Origin of the sequence: Nocardia sp. NPDC127606 (assembly GCF_042671725.1) — a bacterium.
Lineage (GTDB): Bacteria > Actinomycetota > Actinomycetes > Mycobacteriales > Mycobacteriaceae > Nocardia.
The window spans coordinates 93,803-111,684 of the sequence record NZ_JBHXWQ010000007.1; the positions used below are offsets into that span (position 1 = coordinate 93,803).

9 protein-coding genes are annotated in these 17,882 nt (G+C 68.7%); 5 read left to right on the plus strand and 4 right to left on the minus strand.

The window, feature by feature from the left end; all coding sequences use genetic code 11:
* Nucleotides 1-94 precede the first annotated feature (94 nt).
* From ACFVJ5_RS26785 to ACFVJ5_RS26800, 4 genes are read left to right on the plus strand one after another with little or no spacing between them, the layout of a single operon-like run.
* Nucleotides 95-6,571, plus strand: a complete 6,477-nt coding sequence (locus ACFVJ5_RS26785) for a type I polyketide synthase (protein WP_379224134.1) — start codon at nt 95-97, stop codon at nt 6,569-6,571.
* A gap of 24 nt (nt 6,572-6,595) precedes the next feature.
* Complete coding sequence (locus ACFVJ5_RS26790; protein ID WP_379224136.1) at nt 6,596-9,793, plus strand: type I polyketide synthase; 3,198 nt, start codon at nt 6,596-6,598, stop codon at nt 9,791-9,793.
* Complete coding sequence (locus ACFVJ5_RS26795; protein ID WP_379224138.1) at nt 9,790-10,779, plus strand: AfsA-related hotdog domain-containing protein; 990 nt, start codon at nt 9,790-9,792, stop codon at nt 10,777-10,779. Before ACFVJ5_RS26790 ends, ACFVJ5_RS26795 begins: the two co-directional genes overlap by 4 nt.
* Nucleotides 10,776-12,074 carry an FAD-dependent oxidoreductase gene (locus ACFVJ5_RS26800; RefSeq protein ID WP_379224140.1) on the plus strand — a complete coding sequence of 433 codons (1,299 nt, stop codon included), beginning with the start codon at nt 10,776-10,778 and terminating at the stop codon, nt 12,072-12,074. The genes ACFVJ5_RS26795 and ACFVJ5_RS26800 overlap by 4 nt, the downstream gene beginning before the upstream one ends.
* A 25-nt stretch (nt 12,075-12,099) precedes the next feature.
* On the opposite strand, the gene ACFVJ5_RS26805 is transcribed toward ACFVJ5_RS26800, so the two are convergent.
* The 3 genes from ACFVJ5_RS26805 to ACFVJ5_RS26815 form a co-directional block, all read right to left on the minus strand.
* Nucleotides 12,100-13,350, minus strand: a complete 1,251-nt coding sequence (locus tag ACFVJ5_RS26805) for a PucR family transcriptional regulator (RefSeq protein ID WP_379224142.1) — start codon at nt 13,348-13,350, stop codon at nt 12,100-12,102.
* 165 nt (nt 13,351-13,515) lie between these two features.
* Nucleotides 13,516-14,766: a YhgE/Pip domain-containing protein gene (locus ACFVJ5_RS26810; protein ID WP_379224144.1), complete on the minus strand. Its 1,251-nt coding sequence runs from the start codon at nt 14,764-14,766 to the stop codon at nt 13,516-13,518.
* A 92-nt stretch (nt 14,767-14,858) separates the two neighbouring features.
* Nucleotides 14,859-15,137, minus strand: coding sequence for a hypothetical protein (locus tag ACFVJ5_RS26815; RefSeq protein WP_379224146.1), 279 nt, complete (start codon nt 15,135-15,137; stop codon nt 14,859-14,861).
* Between the two features lie 152 nt (nt 15,138-15,289).
* On the opposite strand from ACFVJ5_RS26815, the gene ACFVJ5_RS26820 reads away from it, so the two are divergent.
* Entirely contained in the window at nt 15,290-16,201 is a 912-nt protein-coding gene (locus ACFVJ5_RS26820; protein ID WP_379224148.1) for a hypothetical protein, read from the plus strand.
* Between the two features lie 8 nt (nt 16,202-16,209).
* Here ACFVJ5_RS26820 and ACFVJ5_RS26825 read toward each other — a convergent pair whose 3' ends face one another.
* Entirely contained in the window at nt 16,210-17,880 is a 1,671-nt protein-coding gene (locus tag ACFVJ5_RS26825; protein ID WP_379224149.1) for a DUF885 domain-containing protein, read from the minus strand.
* Nucleotides 17,881-17,882: the final 2 nt, after the last annotated feature.

Consider the following 17,882-nt stretch of genomic DNA (forward strand, 5'->3'; position numbering starts at 1 on the left):
TCAGTGTTGTCGAGTGGATTGCCGGGCCGATACCCGATCCCGCCGCACTGCTCGATTCCCTGTCGATACCTCTGATGCAGGAGATGTTTGCCCTATGGCTCGCGAAGACGAACTACGCACTTACATGAAGAAGGCGATCCGGGAACTGCAGACCACCCGTGCGCGCCTCGATGATGTGGAAGCGCGGGCGACCGAGCCGATCGCCATCGTCGGCATGGCGTGCCGTTACCCGGGTGGGGTGACTTCGCCGGAGGAGCTGTGGCAGGCGGCGGTCGAGGGGCGCAGTCTGGTCTCGCAGTGGCCGGCCGATCGCGGCTGGGATGTCGAGGGTCTGTTCGACCCCGAGCCGGGTGTGCCGGGCAAGTCGTATGTGCGGACGGGCGGATTCCTCGACGGCGCTACCGGATTCGACGCGAACTTCTTCGGGATCAGCCCCCGTGAGGCGCAGGCGATGGATTCGCAGCAGCGACTCGTGCTCGAGACGGCCTGGGAGGCCTTCGAGCGGGCGGGCATCGATCCGACGACCGTTCGGGGCAGCGCCACGGGGGTCTTCGTCGGCTTGATGCCCGATAACGAGGGCCCGTCGTCGCGCGATATCGACGAGCGGGTGCGCGCGACGATCGAACAGTTCCTGATGACCGGTCAGGCGTCGAGTATCGCCTCGGGCCGGGTGTCGTATGTGCTGGGCCTGGAAGGTCCGTCGGTCACCGTGGACACGGCGTGCTCGTCCTCGCTGGTCGCGATTCACCAGGCGGTGCGATCGTTGCGCTCCGGTGAGTCCACGATGGCGCTGGCCGGCGGTGTCACCGTGATGGCGACGCCTGCCGCGTTCGTCGCGTTCTCCACCCAGCGTGCGCTGGCGGCCGACGGCCGATGCAAGTCGTTCGCCGCGGGCGCCGACGGCACCGCGTGGGGCGAGGGCGTCGGCATGCTGTTGCTCGAGCGCGTCTCCGAGGCCAGGCGCCTCGGGCACGAGATCCTGGGTCTGGTGCGTGGCACCGCGGTGAATTCCGACGGCGCGTCCAACGGTCTGACCGCCCCGAACGGGCGGTCCCAGCAGCGAGTGATCCGATCCGCGCTGGCCGATGCCGGGTTGAGCACGACCGAGGTGGATGTCGTCGAGGCGCACGGCACCGGAACCCGTCTGGGTGATCCCATCGAAGCGGAGGCCTTGCTCGCGACCTACGGCGCCGAGCGCGCGGGCGGGGAGGCGCTGCTGCTCGGGTCGCTCAAGTCGAATATGGGGCACACGCAGGCCGCCGCCGGCGTCGGTGGGCTGATCAAGATGGTGATGGCGATGCGGCACGGGGTGGTGCCGCCGACGCTGAACGTCGACGAGCCGACGCCGCATGTGGACTGGTCGTCGGGCTCGGTCCGGTTGGTCACCGAGGCGCGGGCGTGGCCCGCAACAGGGCGGACGCCGCGCGCCGCGGTGTCGTCGTTCGGGATCAGCGGCACCAATGCGCACGTCGTCATCGAGCGGGGCGAATCCTCGCCGGAGATCGAGCGATCGGGCGCAACCGTGGCACCGCCGGTGATTCCGTGGGTCGTCACCGCGCGGTCCGCCGCCGCGGTGGCCGCGCAGGCCGGCGCGCTGCTCGGTCGGGTCGAGGCCGAACACGGCGCCGACCCGGTCGATATCGGTGTCGCGCTGCTCGATACCCGTGCCCGGTTCGAGCATCGCGCCGTGATCGTCGGCCACGACGCCGAGGAGCTGACCGCCGGGCTGCGGGCACTCGCGCACGGACAGCCGGCCCCGAATGTGGTGCGTGGCAGCGTCACCGCGGCGATCACGGCGGTGATGTTCCCCGGTCAGGGCGCGCAACGCGCCGGGATGGGGCACGAGTTGTACGAGGGCTATCCGGTGTATCGCGCCGCCTTCGACGAGATCTGCGCGGAGTTCGATCAGTACCGCGAAACGCCGATGCGCGAGCTGATCTTCGACGATCGGGCGGACGCGGCATCGCTCGACCGGACCGAGATCGCCCAGATCGCGCTCTTCGCGACCGAGGTGGCGATGTACCGGCTGGCCGAATCATGGGGATTGCGACCGGCATTCGTGCTCGGTCACTCGATCGGTGAGATCGTGGCGGCCTATGTGGCCGGAGTCTGGTCGCTGTCGGATGCCTGCACCCTGGTCGCCGCCCGTGGTCGGCTCATGCAGTCCGCGCCGGAGGGCGGGGCGATGGTCGCGGTCGCCGCGGACGCGGAGACCGTCGCCGAACTCGCGCGTCGGTACGAGGACGTCGGCATCGCCGCGGTGAACGGGCCCGCGTCCGTGGTTGTTTCGGGTGCGCAGGCGTCCGTGGACGCCATCGCCGAGCAGTTGGCGGCCGACGGCGTGCGTACCCACCGATTGCGGGTCAGTCATGCGTTCCACTCGCCCCAGATGGACGCGGTGCTGGCGGAATTCGGAGAAGTCTGTCGGGGTCTGACCTATCGCCCGCCGACCGTGCCGGTGATCTCGGCGCTCACCGGCAAGGTGGCCGAGGCCGCGCAGTTGTGCTCGCCGGAATACTGGGTGAGCCACCTGCGCGAACCGGTTCGCTACCTGGACGCGGTGCGGTGGGCCCGTGAGCAGGGCGGGGTCAACTGCTTTGCCGAGATGGGCCCCGGGGCCGCGCTCACGGCGATGGTGCACGAGATCGTCGACGACGGTGCGGCGATGGCCGCCGCCGCGTTGCAGCGGCCGGGCATCGCGGGAGACCTCGCGTTCGTCGCAGGACTGTCCACGCTGTATTCCCACGGGGCGTCACTGGATCTGGGCCCGCTCTTCGAAGGCACCGACGCCCGCCCGGTAGACCTGCCGACCTATGCCTTCCAACGTGATCGGTACTGGCTCGAGGTCAGCGAAGGCAGCAATGTGCGCGGTGCCGGTCTCGACGCCGACGACCATCCGCTGCTCGGTGCGAAGATCGGCCTCGCCCAGGACGGCGGATTGCTGCTGACCGGGCGACTGTCGCTGCATTCGCACCCGTGGTTGGCCGGACACCGGATCGGTGGCGCAGTCCTGCTGCCCGGCACCGCGTTCATCGAACTCGCGTGGCATGCGGGTCAATTCGTACAGTGCCCGGTCGTCGGTGAACTCGTGCTCGAAGCACCGCTCGTGATCCCCGAGACCGGCGCGGTGGACCTACAGGTACTGGTGGGACCGGCCCAGGAATCCGGGCATCGGACGATCGGGGTGTTTTCGCGTCTACAGACGACTTCTGTGGAGGAGTCGCCGTGGACCGGACACGCCACCGGCACCTTGGAACCGTCGCAGGAGATCGCGGTGGCGGCCGGCGGTGCCTGGCCTCCTGTGGGTGCGGTGGCGGTGGCAGTCGGCGACCCGTACGAGGCGATGGCCGCGGTCGGTTACGACTACGGCTCCGCTTTCCGTGGCCTCGGCCAGATCTGGCGCCACGGCGACGAGGTACTGGCCGAGGTGGCACTGCCCGAATCGGCCACCGGGGAGGCGGCCGAGTTCGGTCTGCACCCCGCGCTGCTCGACGCCGCACTGCACGCGATGATCGCGACCGGCACGGTCGGCCCGACCGAATCCGGCAAGATCCGGCTCCCGTTCGCTTGGGAAGGCGTCGCGCTGCACGCGGTGGGCGCGTCGTCGCTGCGGGTTCGCCTCACACCGGTCGGCACCGACCGTATCGGTCTCGAACTCACCGATTCGGCAGGGAGGCCGGTGGCCGGTGCGCGATCACTGGCGCTGCGCGAGATCTCCCTCGAAGCGCTGGGTCAGCGCCCGGCGTCCTCGGATGGCGGACTGTACGAGATGAACTGGGTGACCATACCCTCGCCCGAAACCGTTGCGGGACAAGGCGAATGGTCCGATCTGGACTTCGAGGACGGCGGAGTGACTGTCGAGCGCTGCGAACGCGCTGATCGCGATCTCGTTGTCGTGCGCGTGCACAGCGATGTCACCGCGCCCGTTCCCGCCGCCGTGCGCGAGCAGGTGATCGCCGTGCAGACAGTGGTGCAGCGCTTGCTCGACGACGACGAATTCGCCAAGGCCCTGGTGGTTTTCGTGACCCGCGGCGCCGTGGCGATCCACGGCGCCGACGATGTCGGTGACCTGGTCGGCGCGGCAGTGTGGGGTCTGTTGCGGTCCGCGCAGAACGAGAACCCCGGCCGCATCGCGCTGCTCGATCTCGATGATCGCAGCGACTATCGCGAGGCGGTGCGCAGCTGCGCCGCACTCACCACCGAGCCGCAACTGGCGATCCGGTACGGGGAGACGCACGCGCCGCGCCTGGTGCGCTCGGGTGCGGACACGGTCGGGTCGGCTGAGCTGCTCGGCGAGGACGACTGGCGATTGGTCGACCACGGGCGCGGAACCCTCAACGGCGACAACATGATTCTGGCTCCGGCAGGGATCGAGCCGCTCGGACCCGGCCAGGTGCGGATCGCGGTACGGGCGGCGGGTGTCAACTTCCGCGATGTGCTGATCGTGCTCGGGATGTACCCGATCCCGAACACCGCCATCGGTGGCGAGGGTGCGGGGGTGATCGTCGCGGTCGCTCCCGATGTGGTGGATTTCGCGGTGGGCGATCGGGTGATGGGTATCTTCACCGGCGTCAGTGCCACGGTGGTGGCCGACCGGCGCACGGTCATCAAGATTCCGGAAGGCTGGTCGTTCGACGAAGCGGCGGCCGCACCGATCGTGTTCGCCACGGCCTACTACTCGCTGGTCGACCTGGCGCGGGTGCGGTCGGGGGAGTCGCTGCTGATCCATGCCGCCACCGGCGGCGTCGGCATGGCCGCGGTGCAGTTGGCCCGCCATCTCGGGTTGGATCTCTACGTTACGGCCAGCCCCGGCAAGTGGGATGTCCTGCGTGCGAACGGCTTCGATGACGAGCGGATCGGCAATACGCGGACCACCGAGTTCAAGACGAAGTTCCTCGAGGCCACCGGCGGGCGCGGTGTCGATGTCGTGCTCGACTCCCTCGCGGGCGACAAGGTGGACGCGTCGCTGGACCTGCTGCCGCGCGGCGGTCGGTTCATCGAGATGGGTTTGACCGACCTGCGGGACGCCGACGAGATCGCGGTAACCCACCCAGGCGTCCGATACCAGAACTTCATCCTGATGGAGGCGGGCCCGGACCGGCTGCACGAGATTCTGACCGAGCTGCGCAAGCTGTTCGAATTCGGTGACCTCCAACCACTTCCGGTGACCCGATGGGACGTGCGGCGCGCACCCGAGGCATTCCGTCAGCTGAGCCAGGCACGCCACGTCGGCAAATACGTGCTGACCGTGCCGACCCCCCTCGACCGCGACGGCACCGTTCTGGTGACCGGCGGCACCGGCGGCCTCGGCGCGCTGGCCGCCCGGCACCTGGTGGCCACACACGGAGTTCGGCACCTGCTGCTCACCAGCCGTCGCGGACCCGACGCGGACGGCGCGAGCGAACTCGCCGCCGAACTGTCCGCGCTCGGCGCCCAGGTCGACATCGCCGCCTGCGATGTCGGCGACCGCGACGCCCTCACCGCACTGGTGGCGGCGATCCCCGCCGCGCACCCGCTGACCGGTGTCGTCCACACCGCGGGCGTCGTCGAGGACGCGTTGTTCAGCGAGCACACCCCTGAGCACATCACCGCAGTGCTGCGCCCCAAGGCCGATGCCGCCTGGCTCCTGCACGAGGTGACCGACGGGCACCCGCTGGCGATGTTCGTCATGTACTCCTCGATCGCGGGCCTGCTCGGCAACCCGGGCCAGGCGAACTACGCCGCGGCCAACGGGTTCCTCGACGCGCTGGCCCAGCACCGCAGACACCGTGGCCTGAGCGCCACCGCGATGGCGTGGGGGCTGTGGGAGCGCGGGACCGGCATCACGGGGCACCTGACCGAGCGTGACCTGCGGCGAATGCGCCGCGAAGGGCTGATCCCGCTCACCGACGACGAGGGGATGGCCCTGTTCGACAACGCCCTGTCGACCGGCCGAGCACTGGCCGTACCCGCACGGCTCGATCTCACGGCGCTTGGCTCGCTCGGCGACGTCGACGAGATGCCCGCGATGCTGCGGTCGCTGCTGCGTGGCCCGCGCCGGGCGGCAGGCGGTGGCTCCGATGAGTCGGCGAAGCTGCTGGCGGGCCTCACCGGTCAGGAGCCCGCCGAACAGGAGCGGATCATCCTCGGCGTCATCCGGTCGCACGCGGCGGCCGTCCTCGGTCACGCGTCGGCGGAGGCGGTGCCCGCCGATACCGCGTTCACCGACCTGGGTTTCGATTCCTTGGGCGCCGTGGAATTCCGTAACCGGCTCGAGGCGGCCACCGGCGCGAAGCTGCGCACGACGATCGTCTTCGACTACCCCAATGCCGCCGCGCTGGCGAGCTACCTGCGCACCGAGATCGCGCCCGTGGACGACCCGGGAGCCCGCATCGTCGGACAGCTCGACGCCTTGGCGGCGGGATGTGTCGGGGTGGAGCTGGCGGCGGAGCGGGTCGACGAACTGCTGCTGCGGATCAACGACCTCGTGCGCACCCTGCGTGGCGATTCGGCGAGCGATCTGGTCGACAACATCGACGGCGCCGATGACGACGCCCTGTTCGATCTCATCGACCAGGTCCGTTCGGTCTGAGCCGAGACAGAAAGCGAGAGGCTGATGGCCACCGAAGCGGAACTTCGCACCTATCTCAAACGCGCCACCCGACAGTTACAGGAGACCAGACAGCAGCTCGAGGACGAGCAGGCACGCGCGCGGGAACCGATCGCGATTGTGGGAATGTCGTGCCGGTTCCCCGGCGGAATCGAATCGCCCGAGCACCTGTGGGAGGCGCTGGTCGAGGGGCGCGACCTGATCTCGGAGTTCCCGGCCGATCGCGGCTGGGACGTGGACGGGTTCTACGATCCCGACCCGGACAAATTCGCCAAATCCTATGTGCGCGAAGGTGGTTTCCTCGAGAAAGCGGGCGAGTTCGACGCCGGGTTCTTCGGGATCAGCCCGCGCGAGGCCGAGGCGATGGACCCGCAGCAGCGCTTGCTGCTCGAACTCGCCTGGGAATCGGTCGAGCGGGCCCGCGTGGACCCGACGACCTTGCGCGGCACCGACACCGGGGTGTTCGTGGGATTCAGCGATCAGGGTTACGGATTCGGCGCCACGCAGGCCTGGGATGGCGCGGAGACCTACTACTTCACCGGCAACCACGCCTCGATGGCGGCGGGCCGGATCGCGTACCTGCTGGGTCTGGAAGGTCCGGCGGTGACCGTCGACACCGCCTGCTCCTCATCGCTGGTCGCGATTCATCAGGCGATGCAGTCGTTACGCCTGCGCGAATGCGGCATGGCGCTCGCCGGCGGCGTGACGGTGATGTCCACCCCGATGCCGTTCGCGCTGTTCTCGCGTCAGCGTGCGCTGGCGCCCAACGGGCGATGCAAGTCCTACGCCGCGGGCGCGGACGGCACCGCCTGGGGTGAGGGCATCGGTGTCGTTCTCCTGGAGCGCCTTTCGGAGGCGCAGCGGCACGGGCACCGTGTGCTCGCGGTGTTGCGCGGTTCGGCGGTGAACAGTGACGGCGCGTCCAACGGGCTCACCGCACCGCGTGGACCGGCACAGCAGCGGGTGATCGCGTCCGCGCTGGCCAACGCCGGTCTGCGCGCTGCCGACATCGACATGGTGGAGGGCCACGGCACCGGCACCGTGCTCGGTGACCCGGTGGAGGCACAGGCCCTGCTGGCCACCTACGGACAGCGCGACGGTGCGCCGCCGCTGCTGCTGGGATCGGTGAAATCGAATATGGGACACACGCAGTCGGCCGCGGGCGTGGCCGGACTGATCAAAGCGGTGCAGGCGATCCGCCACGGGACGGTCCCGCCCACGCTGCACGTCGACGCGCCGACCGCGCACGCCGACTGGACCGGGGATCGAATCCGGCTGGCGCTGCGGCCGCAGCCATGGCCGACGACCGAACACCGACGCCGGGCCGCGGTGTCGTCCTTCGGCATCAGCGGCACCAACGCCCACTTGATCGTCGAGCAAGCACCGGAACCCGAAGTACCCGCGGTGATTTCGGCCGGCTCCGGTCCCGCCGTATCGGCTTCGGCGGCCGCCACGCAGACCTTCGCCCCGGCGCATCCGAGGCCGACACTCCCGCCGACTCCGTGGCTGCTGTCGGCACGCACCGCCGCCGCACTGTGTGACCAGGCGGCACGGCTGCGCACGGCAGTCGCGAATTCCTCGGACGATCTCGCCGACATCGCTCACTCCCTGGCAACCACGCGAACGAGATTCGACCATCGCGCCGTCGTCGTGGCGAACACCCGCGGCGAGTTCCTCGACGGACTCACGGCCGTCGCCGACGAACACACCGCCCCCTCGGCAGTCCTGTCGCGCCGTGGCACCGGCGGCAAGCTGGCGATGATGTTCCCCGGTCAGGGCGGACAACTCGCGGGCGCCGGCCGAGGTCTCTCTGACACGTACCCGGTGTTCGCCGAGGCGCTCGACACGATCTGCGCGCGTTTCGACGGCCATCTCGAGCATCCGTTGCGGACCGTGATGTTCGGGACGGGTGAGATGCTCGCGCGCACCGACTACACCCAGCCCGCTGTGTTCGCCCTACAGGTGGCGCTGTTCCGGCTGCTCGAATCCTGGGGAGTGGTTCCCGATTTCGTTGTCGGTCACTCGATCGGCGAACTCAGCGCCGCGCACGTCGCGGGTGTGCTGTCCCTGGACGACGCGGTGGCCGTGGTCGCCGCGCGCGGTCGGCTGATGCAGCGGATGGACGTGGGCGCGATGGTCTCCGTGCGGGCATCCATGGCCGAGGTCGCGGCCTCCATCGCCGGTCGCGAGACCGAGGTGTCGGTCGCCGCGGCCAACGGGCCGAACGCCACCGTGATCGCAGGAGATGTCGCCGCGGTGGGTGAGCTCGCCCGGCACTGGCGCGAACGCGGCCGACGAGTAGCCAGGCTCGGCGTAGACCGTGGCTTCCACTCGCCGCACGTGGACGCGATCGTCGACGAATTCCGCTCGATCGTCGCGACCGTTCGCCTCGACGAACCGCGCATCCCTTTCCTCTCCACCATGACAGGCACGGAATCCGCACCGGGACAGCTGACTTCGATCGACTACTGGGTACGTCAGGCCCGCGAGCCGGTGCGTTTCCACGAGAGTGTGCTGCGACTGCACGAATCCGGCGTCGTCACCTATCTCGAACTCGGGGCGGGAGACACCCTGTCCGGGCTGGTCTACGAGGTACTCGCCGATACCGGCAGCACGGCCCATCCGGTGCTGCGACCGGGCGCCGACGAAGCCGGTTCGGCGATCAAAGCCGTCGCGGGAGCCTGGGTGGCCGGTGCCGAAGTCGGTTGGTCGGCACTGTGTTCCGACGACACCACCAGGGCCGTCGATCTGCCGACCTATGCGTTCCAGCATCGCCGCTACTGGGTCCACACCGACAGCGCCGTGCTCGAAAGCATGATCGGCGTCGCGGGCGCCGAACTCGCCGGTGACAGGATTGCCGTTCGGCGCGACGCACCCGCGGGGGAGGCACCGTCGGCGCGTTCGGACCTGCTGAGCGTTCCCGAGGACCGGCGCGCCGAAGTCGCGGTGCGGCTGGTGGTGGATCAGATCCGCGAGATCCTCATCGACCTCGCCGAGGACGAGATCGACCTCGACGCCACGGTTCTCGCGATCGGGCTCACCTCGTTGTCCGCCCTCGAACTGCGCGGCAGAATCAATGCCGCCGCGGGCACCCAGCTCTCGCTGGAGGATCTGTTCACCCACCCGACGCCACGGGCGCTGGGCGCCGTACTCGCCACCCGGATCTGGTGCGACGCGGCGACCCACGAGGCGGTGCTCGCATGAGCGGGGGACTGTCGCCGGTACGCGGCACCCTGGGATTCGAGCAGTTGGTGCCCGCCGCGCTGGCTCACCGGCGCGGGCTCGCCGAGGTCTACGTCGCCGACACCGCGATCGTCGGCAGCTCGGAATACCTTGCCGCCGTGCAGGTGCCGCGGGCGCATTCGCTGTGGTTCGATCGCCTCGTCGCCTACCATGATCCGTTCTCCGCCGTCGAGGCCGTCCGGCAGGCGCTGCTCGTCGTCGGTCAGCGACACCTCGGTGTACCCGCCGACGCGCCGGCCAGCCTGCAGCGGATGGCGTTCGCGGTGGAAGACCTGAGCTTGTTCCGCGACAGCGAGCGAGACCCGCTCGAGGGAGTGGTGCGCCTGCGCCCCGGCGCGGCGGGGACCGGGCGCGGCTACTACCACGATGTGTCCTTCGACGCCACGCTGACCGTCCACGGGGCGCTGGCGATGACGCTGCGCGGCAGCGGAATCACCTTCCCCCGTGACGCTTACGACGAGTTCCGCGAACTCCAGCAGGGCAAGCGCTCCGCCCTCGCCGCAGTCGGTCCCGACTCGGTGCGGCGATTGCCACCCGAACTCGTCGGCAGGCGCGACCCGCGCAATGTCGTGCTCGCCCGTACCGCGGCCCAAGACCTCGTCGTGGTGGTGGACCGCGGCCATCCGAGCTTCTTCGACCATCAGTACGACCATGTCCCCGGCCCGTTGCTGCTCGAGGCGTTCCGGCAGGCAGCGGTGCTGTCGGCGACCTCGGCGGGACTGCTCACCTCACCGGTCGCCGCGGTGATCGACCTCGAAGCCCAGTTCACCGACTTCGCCGAACTGGACGCCCCCATCACCTGCACCACCGCCGCCGTCGGCGATCTCGACCTGGACGAGATCACGGTCGAGGTGGCGCTGCACCAGTACGGCAACCGCATCGCCCTCGCCCACGTCGAGCTGGCGCACTATCCCGTGTCCACGCAACGACAGGAGATCGGATCATGACCACAGCATCGGCGAAACGGTACGCGGTCGTCGGCGGCGGCTTGTCCGGCATCGGCGCCGCCTTCGCGCTGCACCGGGCAGGCCACACCGTCGAACTGCTCGAGCGGGACGCGGTGCTCGGCGGCCGCTGCGGCTTCGACACCCTCGGTGGTCGGCCGATCATGATGGGCGGCAAGAACATCGGTCGCCACTACCACGAGCTGCGCGGGTTCGTCGCCGCGTCCGGGGAACGGGCGTACGAGCCCTTCGGTATCAACAGTTCGCAGATCATCAACGGCGAACTGGTGACACTCGACAACCCCGGGATCGCCGGATTCCTTCGTCATCTGCTGCGCATGGGGTCGCCGATCGATGCCGCGCGCATGCTCTACTACGGTGCGCGCGTGCGCTTCGACGAGCGCAATCGCTACCTGGGGTCGGACTACTTCGGGAAAGCGGGCACCGACAACGACAGCGTCGCACTCGGCGCGCGATTCGGCGCTGAGTTCGGCCGTACTGTGCTGCGGCCGTTGACAGTTCGACTCAACGCCGCCGAACCGGACGAGGTGTTCCTCGGCGCGTTCGGAGTGAGCCTGGGCATGGTGCAGGATCGATACGACCAGCTCGTCGACGGCCTGCAGCCGGTCCTGGACTGGTTCGCCGGTCAGGTGCCGGTCCGGCTCGGCACCCGTGTGGATCGCATCGTGGTGCGCGACGGCCGGGTAGTCGGGCTCGATATCGCGGAAAATGGCGGTGCCACCACGTTTTCCGCCTATGACGGTGTCGTCCTGGCGACCCCGGCACACGCCGCCGCCGACCTGCTGGAACCCGTGGTTCCCGCGCTGAGCAAGGCGTTGAGCGAGGTGGCCTACTACCCGTCCACGGTCGCGGTGGTGCAATACGAGCAGCCCTTCTTCGGCAGCACCGTTCGATCGATCGCGTTCGACTCGGGGCCGTGCAGCGCCGCCGGGGTCTACGGCGTGAACGATCTCGATATCGTCCGCTACACCTTCAGCGGGCGCGATGCCCGGCCGAGTCCGGATGCGCAGCTCTTGGCCGAGTGGATCGACGCCGCCGAGGCGAAGGTGCGCGGTCACCTCGGCGGCCCGGCGATCGAGCGGGTGCGCACCGAAACCCGCAGCTGGGCCGCGGCGCACTGCGCCTACCTGCCCGATCATGCCGGATTCCGCACTGTGGTGCGTGAACAGACCGAATCCGTGGCGGGACTACAGCTTGCGGGCGACTACCTGCTGGGCGCGCAATTGGAGGCCTGCTATCGATCCGGGGTCGCCGCGGCCCGGGCATTGATCGCGTGAGCCCGGCCCGGGGCGCCACGCGAGTTCACGCGGCGCCCCGGGTGTGCACCATATCGTCGGCGAGCAGCGCGATACGGGCCCGCAGAATGCCCTCCGCGGTCGTCAGGTCGAGGTCGGTCAGTCCGCTCACTCGACGCAGGCGGTAATCGATGGTGTTGGGGTGCACGTGCAGTCGCCGGCCGGTGGCTTTGCGATTGAGGCCCGTGGCCATGTAGGTCCGCAGTGTTTCCAGCAGCTCGGGATGCGTGGCGAGCGGGGCGATGACACCGGCCAGGTGCTCGCGCGCCGGACCGGGTCGGGTGAGCTGATATTCGATCGCGACATCCGAGAGCTCGTACAGCCCAGCGGGTTTGGCGATACCGCGCACCAGCTCGAGCAGCTCGTGTGCCTCCTCGGTGGCCTGCGGGATCTGCTCGGTCGGGGCGGGCACCAGGGTCGCGGTGAGCTCGACTCCCGAGGTCGCGCCGATCGTGGCGAGGACATCGCCGGTCATGCGCGGTAGTTCGGGTTCGTCGCTCGGGATCAGCAGGGTGCCACCGTTGGTGCTCAGCAGGGCGAGTGACCGTGAGGCGAAAGCATCGGCCAGCGCCGCCTGCACCCGCCGCAGTTTGCGGCGCGCCACCACCTGCGCGTCCACGCGCGGGTCGTGCTCCTCGGCCAGCTCCGGAATCATCAGCGCCACCACCTGATACGAGTCGGCGACTCTGATTCCGGTCTGCCGGGTGAGCGCGCCGACACCGTGGCCGCTCAGCAGCGCCGACACCATCGTCTGCGCACCGGTCTGGTGTTCCTTGGCGACCTGGCGCTGCTCGTCGAGATAGGCGCTCGTCACCGTCGCGTTGATGACCTCGAGCGTGCGCAGCAGCAAGCGGGTGCCCGCGACGACCTCGGCGAGATCGGCTGCGGTCACCTGACCGATGACGAGCTCGAAGCCGATCCGGAACCCCTCGGCGTAGGCGCGCAACAAGGTGCCGACGGGCACGCCCTCCCGCGCGTGCTGGGCGGAGGCCGCGCGCAGCGCCACCAGTTGCTGCTCGGACGGCGTCGTGCGCTTGTCCAGCATCTCCATCGCCAGCGCCAGACAGCGGCGGGTGAATTCGGTGACATCGCCCCGCATCGCCTCGCTCGGCAGTGCCTGGCACGGCATCACGTTCTCGGCGAAATAGGAGACCAGCTGGGAAACCAGCTCGTCGGCGTTTCCCAGAAAACTCGATGCGGCCCGCCCGTTCGCGATGGTGAGCGGATTGTGGATCCGGTCCATGGCTTGAGAATTCATCGAGTGCACTCCGGTATGGCAGACAGCGAATGGGGCTGGTCGTGGGACTTGTGTGAATCGCAACATAGCCACATCGGAGGTCGTAGTCGCCGGTCCCATGGAATGGCCTGGTGGGATCACGATGACCTCACAGCCGGGGTTGTGCGGACTCACAAGCGCGGGGAGTCACCCGTTCGCTGAACGGTTGCGCTGCAGTCCGACGCGGTCATAGACCGATGTGCTCACCGCGCCGAGGACGAGCCCGACCGTCAGGCCCAGCGCAGTCATCCAGAAGCCCCTCGCGAGCCCGGATCCCAGATCGGCGTCGAAGTACAGAATCGCGCGGACCGCCGTGTACACCTGATGCAGCGGTTCGAACGAGGCCAGCACGCCGAAGTAGCGAGGCGTGGCCTCGATCGGCACCGAACCGGCCGAGGACGGCAGCCCGAGAATGACGAACACGATCAGGTTCACCAGCAGCCCCGCCGAGCCGAGCGCGGCGAGCACCGACAGGCCGGTGACACCGACGGCGATCATCGCGAAGGTGCTGTAGAGGAACAGCGGAAGGGGCTGTGCGATGGGCATTTCCAGGATGCGCGCGACGACGAGCAGCACCGCTGCCACCAGATGCGCCGCGACGACGAGCACACCCGATTTGAGCAGCAGGGTGCGCCACCGCGAGATCCGCGCGGGTCGCACGTGCGGTGACCAGGGGCCGTACTCGGTCGGCACGAATCCGAGGGCACCGTCGACCATCGTGTGGACGATCATCGCGCCGAGCGTGCCCGCGAGCAGGAGCACCAGAGCGTAGAAGAACGCGCCGAGCCCGGCGCCGCTGCCGTCGGGCAGTGGATGGAACTCGGTGTGGATCACCTCGACCGGGTTGCGCAGTGTCACCGCGGTGGCCCCCGGCAGCGCGTAGTCGGGACCGAGTGTCCCGGTCACGGTATCGAGCAGTTGCTCACCGATTCGTGTGTTCACCTCGGCCAATGCCCGGTCGCTGAATCGCTGCACGATCGCCGAGGCGAACGCGCCGGTGCGTGGATTGGTCCGCACCGTGATCGTGGGGCGTTCGATCTCGCCGGGAATCACGCTCCCCATGCCGAGATTGCCGAGTCGTTTGGTGAAGTCGCCCGCGATGATGATCGCGCCGTAGAGTTCGCCACTGCGTAGCTGTCTTTCGGCCTGGGCAATTCCCAGCACGCGCAGGTCGATCTTGTCCGCGGGTACACCCTCGCGCAATGCCGCGGTGATCTCGTTGCCGATATCGCGCCACTGCGGTGGCGAACCCAGCGTATCGCCCACATCCTGGTCGACCAGCGCGATCGGGAAGTCGTGCAGATTCTTCTCGGGGTCGACGATGTAGCCGAGATACATCGTGGCCATCAGCGCACTGAGCAAGGTCAGGACGATCGTCGGGAACAGCCAGATACGCACCGCCGCACGCTAACAGCGGCCGAGCTCGCGCGGCGGTGCGTTGGAATCTGTCCAATGCCGGTGATCGAGCATTGGCATCGGTCCGAAACAGCTCACACGCCGGGCAGCGGTTTCGCGTCGGCCGGTACATTCATGAATGCCGAAATCACGTGATCGCTGAGGTAGAGCCTTAATTCTGAACGCCACTCGGCGGGGATACCCGCCGGGACCATGTCGAGTGCGTCTTCGACCTCCTCCCAAATCCGGGGAAAGGGGATTCCGTTGCGCGAGCAGGATTCGACGGCGACCATCAGCTGTTGTGTCAGGCAATCCATGTGGACGGTCGGTGTCACAGTGAATGCCGTGTCGAGTAGCAGCTCGAGATCGTCCATTGTTTCCCCTTACCGGTTTCGCCCCCCTGAGTGCGCTCAACGTAGGTGACCGATTCATGGTGTGGGAAATCGTGCGGGAGTTACTGGTGGTTCAGATATCTTTCGGCTGCCGACTTGTGATCCGCACCGACCGGCCGGTGTAGGTTCGACCGATGACCTCCACGGCCCTGTACTGCGGCACTCGCTGGGACGAGCAGGGGCGATGGTTCTACGAGCTGCTCGGCGACGACGGGACCACCGAGCTGCTGCCCGGTATCGGCACGCGGCTGGCGTTCCGGATCACCGATTCGGGGCGATTCTGCTTGGGCTACAACGGGTTCGGCGGAGGACGTCGCGGACGACTCGCCTGTCCCCGTCGCGCACGGGTCGACGCCGGGCGCCAGTGCGAGCAGTGCCGGGTCACCGAGGGGTGGTCGGTGGTGCACAGCCACCGGGGTCCGCTCACGGCATTGCCCGAACAGGTCCGCGACTACATGTCGCAGCCACACCACCTCTACATCGCGTATTTCGGGGACGGCATGACCAAGGTCGGTACGGCCTCGGCGTCGCGGCGCAATCGCCGCCTCTTCGAGCAGGGTGCGCTGGTCGCTCGGTTCATCACCGATTCCCCGGACGGACTACACGTTCGAGATCTGGAACGGACGGTGACCGAGCGAGCCGGGATCGGGCAGGCGGTCGCCGGTATCACCAAGACCCGCATCCTCACGAAACCGCTGCGTCCCTGGGCGGTGCTGGAATCCGCGGTCGCCGACGCGGCCGAGCACGCCGCGGGCACGCTGCCCGGCGACATCACGCGCACCGATATCGCCTGGTCGGGCGGACGGGACTTCTACGCCACGATCCAGGCCCACGGCCGATTCCCGGTCGCCACCGAAATCGCCGGGGAGCCGGGCGAATACGTCATCGACGCGGTGACCGCGCACGGCCACACCATCGCGTGCCGGGATACCGCGGGCGCGAGCGAACTCGTGTTGGTCAACGACACCCGCCTCGTCGGTCGCCGCATCGAACTCGACTCCACGATCACGGCGACGCCGGAACCAGCGCAGACCAGCCTGTTCTGAATGTCCGCTCACTCCATGGCGGCGAGTTGTGCCCGCATCGTGTCCAGGCCCATGCCGCCCAATCGCAAAGCGCGCGTGTGGAATCGCCGCAGGTCGAAGGACGCTCCAGCGCGCGCCCTGGCCTCTTCGCGGGCCGTCAGCCACAGGCGTTCGCCGATCTTGTAGGCGGGTGCCTGTCCGGGCCAGCCCAGGTAGCGGTCGATCTCGTCGCGAGCGGTGGCTTCGTCCTCGAGAGTCCGCGTCAGCAGGAACTCCAGGCCGAGATCGGGAGTCCATCGCTCGCCCTCGTGGAAGTCGGCGCCGACCGGAATCTCCCATTCGAGGTGCATTCCGATGTCCACGACCACTCGGGCGGCGCGGAACAGCTGCTGGGAGAGCATGCCGAACAGGTGGCCGTCGTCGTCGAGGTAGCCGAGTTCCTGCATGAGGCGTTCGGCGTAGAGCGCCCACCCCTCGCCGTGCCCGGACGTGAACGACATCAACCGCTGGTAGGTGTTCAGCGAATCCGCCTCGTGCACCGCGGTCGCGATCTGGAGATGATGGCCGGGCACACCCTCGTGATAGATCGTGCTGACCTCGCGCCAGGTCGTGAAATCCGCCTTGTTCGGCTCCACCGACCAGGTCATGCGTCCGGGGCGGCTGAAATCGGCGGTCGGGCCGACGTAATACGCGCCGACGACCCCGCCCGGCGGAGCGATGGCGCATTCCAGTCGCATGAGCTGATCGGGGATCTCGAAGTGCTGCTCGCGCAACGATTCCAGGGCTTCATCGGACACCTTCTGCAGCCAGGCCCGGAGTTCGGCCTGCCCGCGCACCCGGTATTTCGGGTCGGCGTCGAGCACTGCCGCCGTCTCGGTGAGGGAGGCGCCCGGTGCGATTCGGGCGGCGACGGCGATCATCTCGGCCTCGAGCCGGGCGAATTCCGCCCAGCCCCAGTCGTAGGCTTCGCGCAGGTCGAGGTCGGCGCCGGTGAAATAGCGTGACCAGAGCTGGTAGGTCTGCTCGCCGACGGCGTCCTTGGCGGGCGCGCTCGGCATGAGGTCGGCGCGCAGGAACTCGGCGAGCGCGGCATAGGCCTGTTCGGCGGCGTGCGCGCCCTGCCGCAGGCGCGCCAGCGGCGCACCGTCCACCGATTCCGAGGCGGCGACGAAAGTGGTGAAGAACCCCGTGTTCGCGCCGGAACCCGCCCAGGTGTCCGCTTGCTCGGCGACCTTGATGATCTGGCGCAGCGCACTGACCTGTCCGCGCTCCGCCGCGACCAGCAGCGAAGCCCGCAGGCCCGCCAGCGCCTCGGGTACCCCCGCGAGACGCTCGGCGATCACCGCCCAATCCTCGGCAGTCTCGGCGGCCATGATGTCGAACACCATCCGAATGTGCTGGACCGGACTTTCGATCACATTGAGCGCGGCGAGGGGGAGCCCGGCGTCATGGATCTCCACGTCGAGCCCGACGCGCTCGGTGAACACCGCTTTCGCCACCCGCTCGCCGTCATCGGTAGGTTGTGCGGCGAGCATGGCGTGCACCGCGTTTCGCGCTATCCGCGCCCGAATCTCATGCCCGGCAGGCGAATAGTCGGTCAGGCGATCGTCGTGTCCCGCGATGCCGAACATGGTCGCCGTGACCGGATCAGCGGCCGCGTAGTCCTCGACGAATCGATCACAGATCTCATCCACACCCATGC

What these genes read in the sequence shown, in the direction of transcription:
- ACFVJ5_RS26785 (WP_379224134.1), top strand. Translation starts at nt 95, where the DNA reads ATGGCTCGCGAAGACGAACTACGCACTTACATGAAGAAGGCGATCCGG.
- ACFVJ5_RS26825 (WP_379224149.1), bottom strand. Translation starts at nt 17,880, where the DNA reads ATGGGTGTGGATGAGATCTGTGATCGATTCGTCGAGGACTACGCGGCC.
- ACFVJ5_RS26790 (WP_379224136.1), top strand. Translation starts at nt 6,596, where the DNA reads ATGGCCACCGAAGCGGAACTTCGCACCTATCTCAAACGCGCCACCCGA.
- ACFVJ5_RS26815 (WP_379224146.1), bottom strand. Translation starts at nt 15,137, where the DNA reads ATGGACGATCTCGAGCTGCTACTCGACACGGCATTCACTGTGACACCG.
- ACFVJ5_RS26805 (WP_379224142.1), bottom strand. Translation starts at nt 13,350, where the DNA reads ATGAATTCTCAAGCCATGGACCGGATCCACAATCCGCTCACCATCGCG.
- ACFVJ5_RS26820 (WP_379224148.1), top strand. Translation starts at nt 15,290, where the DNA reads ATGACCTCCACGGCCCTGTACTGCGGCACTCGCTGGGACGAGCAGGGG.
- ACFVJ5_RS26800 (WP_379224140.1), top strand. Translation starts at nt 10,776, where the DNA reads ATGACCACAGCATCGGCGAAACGGTACGCGGTCGTCGGCGGCGGCTTG.
- ACFVJ5_RS26795 (WP_379224138.1), top strand. Translation starts at nt 9,790, where the DNA reads ATGAGCGGGGGACTGTCGCCGGTACGCGGCACCCTGGGATTCGAGCAG.